Source organism: Pedobacter sp. NEAU-ZC8 (assembly GCF_059278965.1).
The window spans coordinates 12650-30765 of the sequence record NZ_JCAJXC010000009.1; the positions used below are offsets into that span (position 1 = coordinate 12650).

11 protein-coding genes are annotated in these 18116 nt (G+C 44.2%); 6 read left to right on the forward strand and 5 right to left on the reverse strand.

Annotation, left to right across the window (positions count from 1 at the left end):
• Positions 1–162 precede the first annotated feature (162 nt).
• The 4 genes from AC5WJX_RS08810 (at position 163) to odhB (ending at position 6520) form a co-directional block, all read left to right on the forward strand.
• Positions 163–1428 carry a DASH family cryptochrome gene (locus AC5WJX_RS08810; protein ID WP_494484311.1) on the forward strand — a complete coding sequence of 422 codons (1266 nt, stop codon included), beginning with the start codon at positions 163–165 and terminating at the stop codon, positions 1426–1428.
• A 110-nt stretch (positions 1429–1538) separates the two neighbouring features.
• Positions 1539–2417 (forward strand): MerR family transcriptional regulator, encoded by an 879-nt coding sequence (locus AC5WJX_RS08815; protein WP_440431862.1) that lies wholly within the window; start codon positions 1539–1541, stop codon positions 2415–2417.
• Between the two features lie 63 nt (positions 2418–2480).
• On the forward strand, positions 2481–5276 hold the full coding sequence (locus AC5WJX_RS08820) for a 2-oxoglutarate dehydrogenase E1 component (RefSeq protein WP_494484215.1): 2796 nt from the start codon (positions 2481–2483) through the stop codon (positions 5274–5276).
• 17 nt (positions 5277–5293) lie between these two features.
• Positions 5294–6520 carry a 2-oxoglutarate dehydrogenase complex dihydrolipoyllysine-residue succinyltransferase gene (odhB, locus tag AC5WJX_RS08825; RefSeq protein WP_494484216.1) on the forward strand — a complete coding sequence of 409 codons (1227 nt, stop codon included), beginning with the start codon at positions 5294–5296 and terminating at the stop codon, positions 6518–6520.
• Between the two features lie 70 nt (positions 6521–6590).
• Here odhB and AC5WJX_RS08830 read toward each other — a convergent pair whose 3' ends face one another.
• Positions 6591–8258 carry a M1 family metallopeptidase gene (locus AC5WJX_RS08830; protein ID WP_494484217.1) on the reverse strand — a complete coding sequence of 556 codons (1668 nt, stop codon included), beginning with the start codon at positions 8256–8258 and terminating at the stop codon, positions 6591–6593.
• Positions 8259–8324: 66 nt separating this feature from the next.
• On the reverse strand, positions 8325–10190 hold the full coding sequence (locus AC5WJX_RS08835; protein WP_440431854.1) for a CocE/NonD family hydrolase: 1866 nt from the start codon (positions 10188–10190) through the stop codon (positions 8325–8327).
• 121 nt (positions 10191–10311) lie between these two features.
• Here AC5WJX_RS08835 and AC5WJX_RS08840 point away from each other — a divergent pair, with 121 nt between their 5' ends.
• Together AC5WJX_RS08840 and lpdA are read left to right on the forward strand one after the other, a co-directional pair.
• Complete coding sequence (locus AC5WJX_RS08840) at positions 10312–10752, forward strand: GtrA family protein (protein ID WP_494484218.1); 441 nt, start codon at positions 10312–10314, stop codon at positions 10750–10752.
• 100 nt (positions 10753–10852) lie between these two features.
• The gene (gene lpdA / locus AC5WJX_RS08845) at positions 10853–12259 is read left to right on the forward strand and encodes a dihydrolipoyl dehydrogenase (RefSeq protein ID WP_494484219.1); all 1407 of its coding nucleotides are present in this window, start codon (positions 10853–10855) and stop codon (positions 12257–12259) included.
• Between the two features lie 132 nt (positions 12260–12391).
• On the opposite strand, the gene AC5WJX_RS08850 is transcribed toward lpdA, so the two are convergent.
• From AC5WJX_RS08850 to AC5WJX_RS08860, 3 genes are read right to left on the reverse strand one after another with little or no spacing between them, the layout of a single operon-like run.
• Positions 12392–15565 (reverse strand): efflux RND transporter permease subunit, encoded by a 3174-nt coding sequence (locus tag AC5WJX_RS08850; RefSeq protein WP_494484220.1) that lies wholly within the window; start codon positions 15563–15565, stop codon positions 12392–12394.
• A 20-nt stretch (positions 15566–15585) separates the two neighbouring features.
• Positions 15586–16740 (reverse strand): efflux RND transporter periplasmic adaptor subunit, encoded by a 1155-nt coding sequence (locus AC5WJX_RS08855; protein WP_440431847.1) that lies wholly within the window; start codon positions 16738–16740, stop codon positions 15586–15588.
• A gap of 8 nt (positions 16741–16748) precedes the next feature.
• Positions 16749–18101 carry a TolC family protein gene (locus AC5WJX_RS08860; RefSeq protein WP_440431845.1) on the reverse strand — a complete coding sequence of 451 codons (1353 nt, stop codon included), beginning with the start codon at positions 18099–18101 and terminating at the stop codon, positions 16749–16751.
• Positions 18102–18116: the final 15 nt, after the last annotated feature.

An 18116-nucleotide genomic window follows, 5' to 3' on the forward strand; every position in this document is an offset into this window, starting at 1 on the left:
TAACTATTTTGAGCCTAATTGGTTTTGTTTTCAGGAATATACCTGCTAAATGATGGAAAACAGGGGTGATTTGTTTCGATTGTGTAATTATTCGTCAGCTGATTTCTGCGATCCTAAAATATCGTATATTTTTGTATAACACACACTATGTCCTCGCCCTTGATGAAATCAAAACGCATATTAGTCTGGTTTAGAAATGACCTTCGCTTACATGATAATGAAATGTTGGTGGAAGCTATCGCTAAGTCGGAGGCTATTTTGCCGGTGTACTTTTTTGATCCAAGGCAGTTCGACCACGCTGGTTTTCACAAATCAAGTGTGCTTCGAACCAATTTCCTTTTAGAAAGTGTTGCAGATCTTAGAAGTTCGTTCCAGCAAATGGGCGGCGATCTGTTGATTATTCATGGCTTACCAGAGGACCATATTGCAGGTCTTGTGGAGCAGTATGGTATTACAGAGGTTTACCACCATCGCGAAGTTGCCCCTGCAGAAACCAGGGTCTCGGCAAATGTTGAGGACAGGCTCTGGAAGATTGAGGTTAATCTGAAACACTTCATCGGCCATACTTTATACAATAAAGAAGATCTTCCTTTCCCAATTAAAGACATCCCGGATGTATTTACCCAGTTCAGGAAGAAAACTGAACGCGATGCTATCGTTAAAGCATGCTTTGATGCTCCGACCGAGATTGCCTTTGTTCCCAGTGAAGAATGGGGGCAACTGCCATCCATTGAAGAACTATATGCTATAGCCGTGGCGGAAGCTAATGTTCTTGCATCTGGATTAATAGGTGGAGAACAGGAGGGGCTTAGGCATTTAAGTGACCTATTACGGCCGGACTCCAACATCTACATCAAGGTTTCTGCAAGAAATTCTGACCCTTCAGGTTTCATTTCACAGCTGTCGCCCTGGTTGTCACTTGGTTGTTTATCGCCACGCATGGTGTATTGGCGGGTGAAAGCTGCGGAAGAACGTTTTGGCAACAATACAAATTTCACCAACCTTATTCTTGGACTGTTCAAAAGGGATTACTTCCGCTTTATGTTCAAGAAGCATGGAGCGCCATATCTTGAAAGTACTACGCTGGTTCTGGAGGCAGATGACACGGTCTCAAATTCGAGCTTTGAGCAATGGAAAGCCGGCGAGACAGGCCATGCCTTGGTAGATGGCTACATGAAGTCCCTTGCAGAAACTGGTTACCTGTCTAATTACGGCCGGGTGCTTGCGGCCACATTTCTGGTGCATGTATTGAAGTACGACTGGATGAAGGGCGCCGCTTACTTCGAAGAGCAACTTGTAGACTATACCGCTGCGAGTAACTGGGGCAACTGGAAGTGTATTGCGGATAGTGTATCGGGCTTGAAATCCAAAAATGGCTTCGATGTAGATAAGTACCTGAAGATCCTTAACATTCCTGCGGTTGCTTAGCTTCTCCTTCTTTAAGTAGAATACGGCTTTATTCAATCTAAACGGTTGATTAAAAGGTTGCTGAATCTTCCTGTTTATAAACAAACCTGATTTCCAGTTGTTGTAAGCTCGTGAGGAAATATTCGATAAGCGACATAGAGGGACTGATTGGAATAAAAGCCCATACGATACGAGCCTGGGAGATTAGATACAACCTGGTGCCTCCTAAGCGTACGCCCACCAACATCAGATACTATGATGAGGAAGATCTGAAGATGTTGCTCAATATTGTGGCGCTTAATGAAAATGGATACAAGATCAGCAAGATTGCTCAGATGAGTAAAAAGAAGATTGCTGATCTGGTGCTTCAGCTTAAGACCGATTGGGGTAATGAGTCAGTTCAACTCATCAACCTTTCTAATGCGACCATAAAGTTCGACGAAGCTTCATTTTCTAAGATCCTGGCCAGTTGTATCGCCGAACTTGGTTTAACGAAAACCATGGATCAGGTGCTGTTCCCTTTCATGAAAAAGATTGGCATGTTGTGGCAGATTGGTGCAATTGATCCATCTCATGAACATTTTGCGGCGAATTTGATTCGAGACAGACTAATTGTCGAAATCGACAAGCTTGATAAGCCAAAAGCCAAAAAACCTGAAAGGTTCCTTTTATTCCTGCCCGAAGCCGAGCTTCATGAAACCGGATTGCTTTTTGCAAGGTATCTTTTGAAGAGTTGTGGTCATGAAACACTTTACCTGGGGCAAGGCATACCAGCAACAGATCTTAAAAAAGTTATTGAAAGTTATAAACCGGACTATGGTTTCGTTGTGTTTACCTCCTTAAACCTTGGAAAAGACATCAATAAAATTCTGGGAAGAGTAATTGAAAATCTAAACGTTCCTCTGATTGTAGCAGGAAGTTTAATCTCTGAATTTGATATTGTTGTTAATGATCAATTAAAGCCATTAAAAAATGTATGTGATTTAGTCGGCTTTCTGGAAGAAATATGAAGTATTTTGCCCGTTCTTATTGGTAAAATCCTAATTTTGCATGACTTATAGCACTTGAAACACATGGATAATTTGTCTTATCTCAGCGGTGAAAACGCGGAATATATCGATGCGCAGTACCAACTTTACAAACAAGATCCCCAATCTGTAGAATTTGGCTGGCAGAAGTTTTTTGAAGGATTTGATTTTGGAAGAGAAGCATCAGGAACCACAATAAATGATGTAGCCCCTGAGCAATTTTTAAAAGAAGTAAATGTTTTGAATATGATAAATGGATACCGTCAACGCGGCCATTTATTTACCAAAACAAACCCCGTAAGAGAGCGTCGCAAGCATATGCCGACCCTGGCACTTGAAAACTTCGGTTTAAGCGATGCTGATCTTGATACTGTATTTAATTCTGGTGTTGAAATTGGAATCGGGGCAGCTAAGTTGTCTGACATCATAGCTTTCCTTGAACAGACCTATTGCGGATCAATCGGCGCAGAATATAAGTTTGTTCGTACCCCTGAAGTACTTTCCTGGATTGAAAAGAAAATGGAAAGTGCGCGTAATACGCCGCGTTTCTCTGTAGAAGAGAAAATGCGTATCCTGACCAAACTTAACCAGGCTGTAAGTTTTGAAAACTTCCTTGGAACAAAGTTCCTTGGTCAAAAGCGATTCTCGCTTGAAGGTGCAGAAGCATTGATTCCTGCACTTGACTCCGTAATAGAAAAAGGTTCTAATCTTGGTATTGAAGAGTTCGTGATCGGTATGGCTCACCGTGGCCGTCTGAACGTGCTTGCCAATATTATGCAGAAAACATATAAAGACATCTTTGCTGAATTTGAAGGTAAGGCTTACAGTGCGGAATCACCGTTTGGTGGTGATGTGAAGTATCACTTGGGTTATTCTACCGACGTTACTACAAACAACGGAAAGAGTGTACACCTGAGCTTGTGTCCAAACCCATCTCACCTAGAAACGGTAAATCCGGTAGTAGAAGGTATTACCAGGTCAAAGATCGACTTTAAGTATGGAGGTGACGATTCAAGAATTGCACCGATCTTAATTCATGGTGATGCGTCAATTGCAGGTCAGGGTATTGTTTACGAGGTAATTCAAATGGCTGGTCTGGAAGGTTATAAGACTGGCGGAACCATCCACCTGGTGATCAATAACCAGATTGGTTTCACCACCAACTACAAAGACGCACGTACCAGCACTTACTGTACTGATATCGCCAAAGTTACTTTATCACCTGTTTTTCATGTTAACGGCGATGATCCTGAGGCGCTGGTTTACGCGATCAATCTTGCTATGGAATATCGTCAGCGCTATAAGAACGATGTTTTCATCGATATCCTTTGCTATAGAAGATTCGGACACAATGAGTCGGATGAGCCTAAATTCACTCAGCCATTGCTGTACAAGATCATTGAAAAGCATGCGAATCCAAGAGATATCTATATTCAGCAACTGATTAAAGAAGGCAACCTGCAACCAAGTCAGGAGAAGGAAATTGAAAAGGAGTTCCGTGCCATCTTGCAGCAGCGTTTAGATGAGGCTAAGGCTTTAACCTCTACCTACCAGGATGTGAAATTCGGTGGTGCATGGTCAGAAATGCGTATCGCAAATCCGAATGATTTTGAGACCTCTCCTAATACCGCTGTTAAAGAAGAAACCTTGCTGGATATTGCCAAACGCATCAGTGCTTTGCCTTCTGACAAAAAGTTCTTTAAGAAAATTGAAAAGCTATTTGCCGAAAGAAGCAACATGGCTAACAATACACATGTCTTCGATTGGGCCATGGGCGAGCAATTAGCTTATGGTACCTTGTTGATGGAAGGCAAACGTGTTCGTGTTAGTGGACAAGATGTGGAAAGAGGAACATTCTCTCACCGTCATGCCGTACTAACGCTGGAAGATGCTGAAGAGGAATACGTACCATTGGCGAACCTGGACAGTGCTCAGGCGACCTTTGATATCTACAACTCACACCTTTCTGAATATGGTGTATTAGGATTTGAATACGGTTATGCCATGGCTAACCCGAATGCTTTAACCATCTGGGAAGCACAGTTTGGTGACTTTAACAATGGTGCGCAGATTATCATTGACCAGTATCTGGCCAGTGCAGAGACCAAATGGCAACGTGAAAACGGCTTGGTGATGTTGTTGCCACATGGCTATGAAGGTCAGGGACCAGAGCACTCCTCTGCAAGGATCGAGCGTTTTATGGAACTTTGTGCAGATTACAACATGCAGGTGATTAACTGTACCACACCAGCTAACTTCTTCCATGCACTACGCAGGCAGTTCTCCCGTGACTTCAGAAAGCCATTGGTTGTATTTACACCGAAAAGCTTACTGCGTCACCCTAAATGTGTGTCACCATTGGTAGACTTTACCGAGAACAAGTTCCAGGAAGTGATCAATGATGTGAACGTAAACCCTGCGGATGTAAGGCGTGTATTGTTCTGCTCGGGTAAGATCTACTACGAGTTGTTGGAAAAGCAACAGAACGATCAGCTGAAACATGTTGCTATCGTTCGTGTAGAGCAGCTATATCCATTACCACTCGCACAAATGGAAGCGGTTTACAAAACCTATGAAAATGCTACTGAGGCAATCTGGGTACAGGAAGAACCGGAGAACATGGGACCATGGCCATTCTTATCCCGTAAAACAAGAAAGACCTTCTTTAAAGATATTGAAGTGATCTCGAGGAAAGAAAGCAGCAGTACCGCTACGGGTTATGCGAAACAGCATGCCGATCAACAAGCATATATCATTGCGAAAGCATTGGAGGTTCCTGTAACACAGAATGTAAAGGATATTGCTGATAAATCAGAGAGTAAAGTTTTTAATGTAGATTAAGATATAATACATCAATTATGAGTTTAGAAATAAAAGTTCCACCAGTAGGTGAATCGATCACTGAAGTTGTTTTATCACAATGGTTGAAAAATGATGGTGATGTAGTTGAAATGGACGAAGTTATTGCTGAGCTGGAATCAGACAAAGCAACCTTCGAGCTAACTGCAGAACAGGCTGGAACTTTAAAAACCGTAGCAAATGAAGGCGATACATTAGCAATTGGTGCTGTTGTATGTACGATTGAAGAAGGTGGTGCAGCTGCACCAAAAGCAGCTCCTGCTGCTGAAGAAAAACCTGTTGAAGAACAAAAAACTTCTGCACCAACGGCAACTGGAAACGGTTCAAGTTATGCAACTGGTACACCTTCACCGAGTGCAGGTAAAATCCTTGCCGAGAAGGGCATTGATGCTGGTGCGGTAAGCGGTACCGGTGTTGACGGAAGAATCACCAAAGAAGATGCATTAAAAGCGGAAAAAGCGGCTGCAAAGCCTGCACCTAAGGCTGCAGATAAAGCACAGCCAGCGGTTGCTGCTGCTCCGGGATCCAGAAGCGAAAGAAGACAGAAAATGACGCCTTTGCGTAAGACTGTTGCAAAACGTCTGGTAACCGTTAAAAATGAAACCGCAATGCTAACCACTTTCAATGAGGTGAACATGAAACCGATCATGGACCTTAGAGGAAAGTACAAAGAGCAGTTCAAAGAGAAACATGGCGTAGGCCTTGGTTTCATGAGCTTTTTCACCAAAGCAGTTTGTGAAGCATTAAAAGAGTTCCCTGCAGTTAATGCACGTATCGACGGCGAAGAAATCGTTTATAACGACTTTGTAGATGTTTCTATCGCAGTTTCTGCGCCCAAAGGCCTTGTTGTACCGGTAATCAGAAATGCTGAAAGCATGAGCCTTGCGCAGATTGAGAAATCGGTTCTTGAGCTTGCTTTAAAAGCCCGCGACAATAAATTATCAATCGAGGAAATGACAGGTGGTACCTTTACCATCACCAATGGTGGAGTATTCGGATCAATGATGTCTACCCCGATCATCAATGCACCGCAATCTGCAATCCTTGGTATGCACAACATCATTGAGCGTCCAATTGCCGAAAAAGGTGAGGTTGTGATCCGCCCGATGATGTATATCGCATTATCTTACGATCACAGAATCATTGACGGCCGTGAGTCTGTTGGCTTCCTTGTTCGTGTGAAACAACTATTAGAGGATCCAGCACGCTTGTTACTAGGTGTTTAGATCTTAATATTACCATAAACAAAAGCGGCGCACCCAATCAGGTGCGCCGCTTTTGTTTATGGATAGCGTTTTACTCGCTTGTTTGCTTAATGTTAATGTAGAAGTTAGGGTCCGTCTTAAACGAGTCCTTGTCTACGGTGCTATCTATTGATATCTCCTTCCAGGTTGTTGTCGGCTGGATCAAGGTGTATTCACCATCACCTTTCAACGTAACCTTCAATGGCATATTAAAATCTTTAACCCCCGATTGCCATCTGTAAGCAAGCTTGTTGTTACTGATCTTGTACTCAAAAGTAGGAATATCCTTGTGACGTAAGTATTGATCAAAGATCTTAGACAAGTTCAGTCCACTCTGCTTCGCGATATAGTTTTCGATTTCAGCAGTGGTTACCGTCTTGTGGTAGAAGGTCTTGTTCAATCCGCGCAGGATACTTCTGAACTTCTCATCATCGTTAATCAGCTGGCGGATGATGTGGATCATGTTGGCGCCCTTAGAGTACATGTCCCCAGAACCTTCTTTGTTAACATTGTATTGCCCAATGATCGGAATATCGTTTGCGATGCCTTGTCTGATGCCTTGAACGTAAGCATCACCTGCTGCTTTGCCGTATAAACTCTGGGTAAACAAGGTCTCAGAATAGTTGGTGAAACTTTCATGTATCCACATGTCGGCGATATCTTTTGCGGTGATGTTATTACCGAACCACTCGTGCCCGCTTTCATGAACAATGATGAAGTCGAACTTCAGTCCCCAGCCCGAGCCAGAAAGATCCCGTCCCAGGTAACCTTTTTTAAACTGATTGCCGTAGGCTACCGCACTTTGGTGCTCCATGCCCAGGTGTGGTGCCTGTACCAGCTTGTAGCCATCTTTATACCATGGATAAGGGCCAAACCAATGTTCAAAGCTCTTCAGCATGGGTTTGGTATCCGCGTCCCAATGCGCACGAGCCTTGGTGCTATCTTGTTTAAGCGCCCAGTAGTCGATCGTTAACGGACCTTCTTCGCCCTGGTAGGTGTCAGTCCAATGGGAGTACTTACCGATGTAGAAACTTACGTCATAATTGTTGATCGGATTAGAGACGAACCAGTTATGTTGCATGTAACCATCAGGTTTTTCTACACGGCTCCTTAGCCTGCCATTCGATATCTCCTGCAGATCCCGCGGCGCGGAAATGCTGATCATCATGCTATCCACCTCGTCGCTCTGGTGATCTTTATTTGGCCACCAGACGCTCGCACCCAAGCCCTGACAGGCGACAGATACAAAGGGGTTTCCTGCTTCATCCTTTCTAAAAATAAAGCCACCGTCCCAAGGTGGGCGATTTGCCACCTGCGGCTTGCCACCATAGTACACCGTAAATTCATCTTTACTGCCCTTCTTTATTGGAGCAGGGAAAGTCACGAACACCGCATTAAACTCCCGGGTAAAGGGGATATCCTTGCCTTTGTAGACCACCCGGTCAACCTTAAGGTTGGCGAACAGGTCGAATTGCAACTTGTTAAATGTATCAGTTGCGGTGAAAACAAATTTGTTACTGCCCGACACGGACCTGTCTTCAATATCAATCTTCACATCAAGATGGTAATAGTTGATGTCGTAACAGGTTCTCAAGGGCGTCAGCATGCCCCGAAGGGTATCTGCTCGCGTTGTTTGTTCGCCCTTGTGCAGGACTTGCCCGCTGGCGGAAGCATGGATTAAACAGGCCAGTGCTAAGGCACTTAGTGTTCTTTTGAACATATATTTATATTAATCTTTGAAGTTGTTAAACTACCATTATTTTTCATTTCCCTTACAACAGCGACACTACTTCAAAACCGTCACCACCAATGAAGATGGATTTGCAGCATCATGGTAAATGCGGTGTGTGGCTTTCTGGAAGTCGGAATCTTGGGCGTTGTAAATATCCACGAATTTTTGCGGATTACGGTCTACCAACGGGAACCAGGAGTTCTGCACTTGGATCATGATCTTATGGCCTTTTTTAAAGGTATGGCCTACATCAGGCAGCGTGTAATTTACCTCGGTAATTTTGCCCGGAACAAAAGGCTCTGGCTTTTCGAAGCTGTTGCGGAATTTACCGCGCATCACTTCACCACGAACCAACATCTGGTAGCCGCCCATCAACACGTTATTGGTGTTTGGCTGCGGTGCTGCTGCATCTTCCGGATAAACATCAATCAGCTTAACCACATAGTCTGCATCCGTTCCGGTGGTTGATACCCGCAACTTCGCCATCAATGGGCCAGTTAAGGTAATATCTTCGGTTAAAACATCACTTTCATAAACCTGAACATCTGGTCTACGCGCTGCAAATCGCTGATCATCGATCATATACTCGCGGGTTCTTCGTGGCTGCACACCATTCTGATAAGGCACAGGTTTGTTCGGATCACTTACATATTCATCAAAACTCTCTTTTTCTGCAGGCGCATCGAAGCTAAGTTTGCCATTAGCATGGAAATAAAGCGTTCTGTTTTCCGTCTCTTTAGGCGGCCAGCTGGCGAATTTCTTCCACTCATTACTGCCCGTCAGGAATATGCTGGCTTCAGGAATCTCTGTCGCAGGAGCACCTTTCAGATGATGCATAAAGAAAGGGAACTCGAGGTTATTTTGGTACCAGGTGCTTGTTGGCTGTCCAAACTCGATGTCATTGAAACGCTCACCAGTCCCTCTTGCCCAGCCACCATGAAACCATGGTCCCATGACCAATTTATTGTTGGCTTTGGCATCCTGATCTTCAATGGCTTTATAGGTTGCCAAAGCGCCAAAGGTATCCTCTGCATCGAAGAAGCCGCCAACAACCAACACTGCTGGCTTAATATTCTTCAGGTGTGTACGGATATTCCTGGCTTTCCAGAAGTCATTATAGGTGCCATTGGCCATCAGGTCATTCCAAAACTTAATGCTGTCACCGAAGTATTTCTCTTTGACATTCTTTAAGGCACCGATGCTCAGATAGAACCTGTAGTTATCTTCAATTGGGAATTTGAAAGGTTGAGGACCTTTATCCGGGGTAATTGGCTTAGGTCTAGGTACGCCAAAGCTGGAGTAAAAGTTGAAGGCATCCGTCAGAAAGAATGCGCCATTATGGTGAAAGTCATCACCAATAAACCAGTCTGTAACCGGTGCCTGGGGCGACACTGCTTTCAATCCAGGATGTGCTCCAGGTAAGGAGGCGGTGGAATAAAAACCGGGATAGGAAATACCGTAAATACCGGCTTTGCCGTTGTTGCCTGGTATATTTTTGATTAACCAATCAATGGTATCATAGGTATCTGAGCTTTCATCGATTTGAGTTTTACCTTTCTTATTATCCAGATGTGGTCGCACGTCCACAAACTCGCCTTCACTCATCCACTTACCGCGTACATCCTGATAAACGAAAATGAACTTTTCCCGGATGAAAAGCGGAGAGGGGCCAAGGCTAGTCTTGTATTCAGTTTCGCCATACGGGCGCACCGTATATGGTGTGCGGTTGATCATAAAAGGATATTTACCTTTCTCTTTTGGAATGTAAATGGCGGTAAACAGTTTCACGCCATCACGCATAGGTATCATCCGCTCGATTTTGGTGTAATTATCCCGCACATAAGCTGAATCGGTTTGCCCAAAGAGCATCGATCCGCAAAAGAGGATAAATAAGGTTAGTAAAAGTCTGGTTGTTTTCATATTTGTTGAACTTATCAGGTTAAACTTACAAAAAAACACGCTTATTAGCCCATTGTCATAGTTTTGTGATCTCCCAGAGCATAAAAAACTAAAATCGTAACTTTGATCCCTACTTAGCGCTATGCAGAACAAGAAATGGAGTTTGTCGTACCTGGAATCCCGCTTGCCTTTCCGGCTGCTGTCGCTAATTAAATTTGGCTTCACAGGGATGTCAGGGCTAGTCATTGACTTCTCCGTTACCTGGCTGTTAAAAGATGAACTACACCTCAATAAATTCCTGGCCAATGCTGCCGGATTTACCATGGCAGTCATCAGCAACTACATCATCAACCGGCTATGGACCTTCAGCGAAAGAGAACGAACAAAAGTGAGTCGGCAGTTTGCATCTTTTCTGATGGTGTCCTTAGTAGGGTTATTGCTCAACTCAGGTTTCGTCTATCTATTCAATGAGCAGCTGGGATTGCATTTCTACCTCAGTAAGGCCATTGCCATCATCCTGGTGTTCTTCTGGAACTTTAGTGCCAACTATTTCTTTGTCTTCAAGACCGGAAAGCCTGAATAGCAGCACTCTTATCGCGGATCTACGGAATTGCCAATTAAGCCTGTGTCGATGCCGATTTTCTTTTCGAGTTTCTTAACTTTGGAATATAAAAAAATTGATTATGCAATACGATGTAGTAGTTATAGGTTCTGGTCCTGGTGGTTATGTAAGTGCCATAAGATGTGCTCAGTTAGGCTTAAAAACGGCCGTGGTAGAGAAATATAGTACTTTTGGTGGAACCTGCTTGAACGTAGGTTGTATTCCATCCAAAGCATTATTAGACTCTTCGGAGCATTTTCATAATGCGGCGCATACATTTACTACACACGGTATTGAACTGAAAGACCTGTCTGTGAACATGTCACAGATGATTGCCAGAAAGAACGATGTTGTTGCCCAGAACACTGCGGGTATCACGTATTTATTTAAGAAAAACAAAATTGACACCTTCGAAGGTTTAGGTTCTTTCGTAGATAAAAACACCATCAAGATCAAAAAAAATGATGGTAGCGAAGAGCAGATCACTGCTAAGAACGTGATCATTGCTACTGGTTCTAAACCAACCAGCCTGCCATTCCTTCCGGTAGATAAAAAAAGAATCATCACTTCAACAGAAGCTTTAAACATCACTGAAGTTCCAAAACACCTGGTTGTAATTGGCGGTGGTGTAATCGGCTTGGAGCTTGGTTCTGTATATGCGCGTTTAGGTACGAAGGTATCTGTTGTTGAATTCATGCCAAGCATCATCGCAACGATGGATGCAGGCTTAGGTAAAGAACTACAACGTGTGCTTAAAAAATCTTTAGGCATGGAGTTCTTCATGAACCACAAAGTAACTGGTGCAAGCGTTGAAGGCGAAACCGTTACCGTTACTGCTGACAATGCAAAAGGTGAGCAGGTCAAATTTGAAGCAGATTACTGCATCGTTGCGGTAGGCCGTACTGCTTATACTGAAGGATTAGGACTAGAAAATATCGGCATCAAGACCGAAGAAAGAGGAAATAAGATTCCAGTGAACGAACACCTGGAAACCAGCGTGCCTGGCGTTTATGCTATTGGTGACGTGATCAAAGGTGCCATGCTTGCGCATAAAGCGGAAGATGAAGGCGTTTACGTTGCTGAGCACATTGTTGGTCAGAAGCCACATATCAATTATAACCTGATCCCTGGTGTAGTTTACACCTGGCCGGAAGTTGCTTCCGTAGGTTATACCGAAGAGCAGTTGAAAGCAAGCGGTACCAAATATAAAGCAGGTTCATTCCCATTCAAAGCCAGTGGCCGCGCTAAAGCGAGCATGGATACTGATGGCTTCGTGAAAGTGCTTGCAGATGCAAATACAGATGAGATCCTGGGTGTACACATGATTGGTCCGAGAGCTGCAGATATGATTGCTGAAGCGGTGGTAGCCATGGAGTTCCGTGCTTCTGCAGAAGATATTGCAAGAATCTGCCATGCACACCCAACCTATACCGAGGCGATTAAAGAAGCTGCAATGGCGGCGACAGAAAACAGAGCGATCCATATTTAGGTTCAGTTTATACAAAAGAAAAAGCCGCTTCCACAAGGAGCGGCTTTTTTGTGCTTTAATAAAAAAGAGGTTGCCCGTTTGAGCAACCTCTTTTTTATTTATAGAAAAGCTTAAGCTGTTCTATCAGCTGTATTAATCTGCATGAAGTACATCAGCATGTTCTTCAGGTTTATAATTCGCTTCCAGTTCAGCAAGTTTCTTTTTACCGTAAGCCAGTCTGGTGATTAACACAAACAATACCGGTACGATAAAGATTGCCAGAATGGTTGCCGAGATCATACCCGCTGCCACGGTCCAGCCGATGGTCATCCTGGATACTGCACCCGCACCATGGGAAAGGATCAAAGGAATTACACCCAGGATAAAGGCCAGAGAGGTCATCACGATAGGACGTAACCTCAACTTAACCGCTTCCATGGTTGCAGGAATTAAGCCCATACCCCAATCCACACGTTCCTTCGCAAACTCGACGATCAAGATCGCGTTCTTCGCGGAGAGACCGATCAGCGTGATCAAACCAACCTGTGCATAGATGTTGTTATCCAATTTAGGCAGGAAGGTTAGTGCCAGGATCGCTCCGAATAAACCTAGTGGCACTGCTAAAAGGATGGAGAATGGTACTGACCAGCTTTCGTATAGTGCTGCAAGCAATAGGAATACAAAGACAACAATCAGGGCAAAGATCAGCGTAGTACTGCTACCCGCCTCACGTTCCTCCAAACTCAAACCAGAGAAATTATAGTCGTAGTTCGCTGGTAAAGTCTGTGCTGCTACTTCCTCTAGTGCATTCAAGGCATCTCCGGAGCTATAGCCCGGTGCTGCTGCACCACTTACCTCGATCGATCGGAACAAGTTAAAGTGGTTGATGATTGATGCGGTTTCAACCAGTTTGTGTGTTACCAATGTGCTTAAAGGTACCGGTGTACCCGCTGCATTCTTAACGTACAATTGTCTCAGATCGTCAATGCTGCTTCTGAAGTTGGTATCCGCCTGTGCAACTACCCTGAAGTTACGACCGTATTTGGTAAAGTCGTTAACATAGCTACTACCCAGGTAAGTTGATATGGTGCTGTAGATTGCGCCAACAGAAACACCCATTTTCTTAGCCTGCTCGCGGTCCACCTCAAGTTTATAGTTTGGTGTTCTTGCGTTGAACAAGGTATACGCCATTGCAATCTCGGGGCGTGCATTTGCTGCTCCCAGGAACTTGCCAACGTTTGCTTCAAACTGCTTAATGTCGCCGGTTTGTTTTTCCTGGATCTGTAAAGAGAAACCTCCACTAATACCAAGACCCGGGATCGGAGGTGGTGCTACGGCAAGTACACTACCTTCTTTGGCACCAGCAAACTCCTGCGATACTTTCGCAATGGTACCGGCAGCATCGCCCTCACGGTCATCCCAGTTCTTCAACTGTACGAAGAACGTCGCGGCGTTAGACTTAAATGATCTGTTCAGAATGTTGATACCACTGATCGAAGTAATGTTCAATACCTCTGGATATTTTTTCTGAATGGTGGTTGTGATTCTCTCGATAAATGCATCCGTACGGGCTGCTGAAGAACCCTCAGGAAGGGTAACCCCCATCAGGAATACACCAGCATCCTCATTCGGGATAAATCCGGAAGGTTTGGTCATAAACAATCCAACGGTACCTACATAGATACATGCAAGCATTACCATTACCAGCGGTGCTTTTTTCAAAGCCCATTTTACACCATTGGAGTAGTTTTGAGTTACCCTGGCGAACCATTGGTTAAATCTATAGAAGAATTTATTCAATCCTTTAGAGTCAGCGTTTAAGTTCATTGGGGTTAATAGCAACGAACATAAAGCCGGTGTTAAGGATAGGGCGATAAAGGCGGAGATCAATACCGAAACGGCGATGGTAATGGCGAACTGTTGATAGAGCTGGCCAACCATACCCGGGATAAATCCAACCGGAATAAATACCGCTGCAAGGATCAAAGCGATCGCAATTACCGGAGCAGTGATATCTTTCATCGCTTTACGTGTGGCATCAGGCGCAGAAAGGCCCTCATGGTCCATATAATGCTGAACTGCTTCCACCACCACAATCGCATCATCCACCACAATACCGATTGCAAGTACGAAACCAAACATGGTCAGTACGTTTATGGAGAAACCTAGAATATTGAAGAGAATGAATGTACCGATAATGGAAACCGGAATCGCAAGTACCGGAATTAAGGTAGCCCTCCAGCTTTGCAGGAAGAAGAATACCACAATCGTTACCAGGATCAGCGCTTCAACAAGGGTATGAATTACCTCGCTGATGGATACCTTCACGATGGACACGGTCTCGTAACTGATCACATAGTCCATATCTTTCGGGAAAGACGCTTTTAACTCATCCAGGGCTTTTTGAATACCCTCTGCAGTTTGTACCGCATTACCGCCCGGCGTCTGGTTAATCGCCATCATGGACGACACTTGACCGTTAACTTTAGAGCTGGTAGAGTACGAAAACTCACCCAATTCAACACGTGCAACATCGCGCAGGTAAACTGGTGATCCTTCTGCACCATTTTTAATAATGATGTTTTCAAACTGCTCAACAGAGTTCAAGTCCGCATCTAAAACCACGGAAAACTCGAAAGTCTGGTTGTTATTCTGCGGACGGCCACCCACAGTACCACCCGGCATACGGCTGTTCTGTTCGCCAATGGCAGCGGTTACGTCTGCTGGCGTAAGGCCTAAGTTTGCAAGTTTACCAGCATCTAACCAAACACGCATACTGAATGGTTGTCCGAAGGACTGCACATCACCCACACCGGGGATACGTAATAATGCGTCCCTTACATAAAGGTTCACATAATTGGAAAGGAATTTCTGATCGTAGGTGCCTTTTGGCGAAACAAGACCCACAACCATCAAAATATCGTTGTTGGCTTTCCTGGTAGTCACACCCAAACGTCTTACCGCTTCCGGCAATGCAGGCTCTGCAATCCCCACACGGTTTTGAACATCCAACGTGGCAATGTCAATGTTTGTACCTACATCAAAGGTTACGGTAATCGCTGAACGTCCATCAGCAGTACTGTTTGAGGAAAGATATTTCATTCCCGGCGTACCGTTGATCTGACTTTCAATAGGAGTGGTTACCGTTTGCTCCACCGTTTGTGCATCGGCACCGGTATAGGTACCTGAAACGTTTACCGTTGGTGGTGCAATGTTGGGATATTGACTGATCGGTAGGGTTGTGATCACAATCGTACCAACCAGAACAATCAATATGGAGATGACGATGGCCGTGACCGGTCGCCTTATAAATACTTCTGATATCATATAGCTGAAATTCTATTTAATTATTTTGCTGCTGCAGGTTGTTGTGCGTTTGCTTGACCCGGAGGCGTTGAAGTAACAACGGCACCATTTCTAACATTCTGTACACCGTCTACAACAATCGTTTCACCTTTTTTCAAGCCTTCACTTACCACAACATTGGTTTGGAACTGTCTGCCAAGTTTTACAAGGCGTGCTTCTGCTTTGCTGCTATCGCCAACAACAAACACGTTAAACTCACCCAGTTGCTCCACAACGGCTTTGTATGGAATTACAAGTTCTTCTTTCTGGCCTCTGTTTAAAGCCTGTAGGTTAACGTTCATTCCGGCAAATAATCTACCTTCTTTATTTGGATAGCTGATCCTCACTTTGATGGTACCGGTTTGAGGATCCACTGCACGGTCAATTGCAACGATCTTTCCTTGTGCACGGTACATTGTTCCGTCCTGACCCTGAATGCTGAAAACCGAATCTGCTACTACAGCGTTGTTTTTCTGTAAAGCAAGGAAACGTGGAATCTCACGTTGGTTCACGGCAATATCAACCGCAATTGGGTCGTTTGTAGAAACCGTATTTAGTACTGTAGTGCCAGGCGTAGCAAAAGCACCCAGCTTCACCTGAGAGATTCCGATGGTACCGGTAAGAGGCGATACGATCACCGAGCGCTGTAAATCTGATGACGCAGCACTTAGTTGCGCTTCAGCAGCAGCTACCTGCGATTCTGCATTGGCAAGGTCGGTAAGGGCATAATCTACACGTTGTCTTGCTACGGCATCCTGCTCTGCTAACTTGGTGTAACGTTCTGCATCTTTTTTGGTCCTGTCGCGGTTCGATTTTGCAACGGCAAGATTTGCTTTAGCAGAATTGTATGCCGCCTGATATTTTGTGCGGTCGATCTCGTATAACTTCTGACCTTTAGTTACCCGCTGACCATCCTGAACAAATATTCCCGTAATATAACCGCCAACTTGAGGGCGTAATTCAACTTCATTAAGTGCTACCACAACACCAGGATACGAATCTACGGTTGTAACCGGTTGTTCGTCCACGGTATAGGTGGTTACCGGAGTTGCAGGAGGCGGGCCTTGCTGTGCAGGTTGCTGACCGCCACCACAGGAGGCTAATGTAACTGAGCCCAAGACCAGGACACCTAGCTTTATTCTATTAAAATTATTCATTGTATGGGTTATTGATTAACGGTTATTGTTCCTAATGCTTGTTTTACGTCTAGTTTTGATGCCAATAAACTATATAGTGAATTCAAATAGTTTAATTGTGCGGTACGAAGGTCTGTTTCTGAGGTCATCAGATCCAGATACGTTTTAATACCCTCGTCATATTGTAGTTTAATGGTGTTGTATACTGATCTTGAGATCTCCACATTCTCCCGGTTGGTTCTAAGATCATTCAGGTTAGCCTTATAGGTTGCAATTGCTGCCTCATATTGCGAGTTAATCTGATTTTTCACGTTCTCCAGGTCAAGATCAACTCTTTGTTCCTGTAACTGTGATTTTTTAATTTCATGCGTACGTTTGCCACCCTGGAAAATCGGAAGCACTAACCTTAATCCAATGATGGAACTTGGATAGTTTCTATCATAAAGGTTGCTGATTTCCTGGTTCTGGTAGTTGAAACCATAATTGTAGAAACCAGATAAGGTTGGTAGGTAGCTCCATTTATTATAGCTGGTGTTAATGCTTTGCAATTGGCGCTGTGTTTCTAGCAAGCGGAATTCCACACGGTTCTGGTAATCCAGCATCTGGGTGGTATCGATCAAAACATCTTTCTCCATATCAGCTGCAGTGAACGACAAGGTGAAGTTCTCTTTGCCCTGGTAGCCGATAAGCTCTTTCAGGTAAGCATATTTATATTTTACCAGTTCTTCTGTACGTTTTTTATCTGCAAGTGAATTACTCAAGCTGATCTGCGCACGTTGAAAGTCGGTTTTGTCTACCAGACCCGCCTCATACTGTGCACTAGCATCTTTAAGTTGCTTTTGTAAGCGGGCAATGTTCTCGTTGATGATGTTTAACTGTTCATTGCTGGTCAGAATGTCGTAGTACGCCTTACTTACTTCTACAACGGTGTTAATCCTGTTGGCTTCAGTATTCTGTCTGTACTGCTGTCTGAAATACTTGGCAGATTTTGATGCCTGAATTAAGCCGGCGTTTAAGAATTGCTGATCTGCCTGCAATACCAATGAAGAGGTGTTTTTGGCACCGAAGGTTAATAAAGAAGAAACCCCGTTGGTGGTAAGCACCTGTGATTGCTGCTTAAAGTTGTGGTTAAAGCTACCTGAAGCATTGATCTGCGGTAACCATCCAGACAAGGCAGATTTAATATCACGGTCGGCAATCTCTTCGTCAAGCACGGATTGTTTCACTTCCGGTCTGTTGCTCAACGCGTAATCAATGCACTGTTGTAAGGTGGCATTGGTAAGTGGCTGTTCTGCTTTTACGATGGACTGTGCGAATACCGATCCGGGGAGTAGGAGAGGTATCCATAAAAGCATGGTAACTAGTAAATTACGTGATTTCATATATGTATTAAAGGT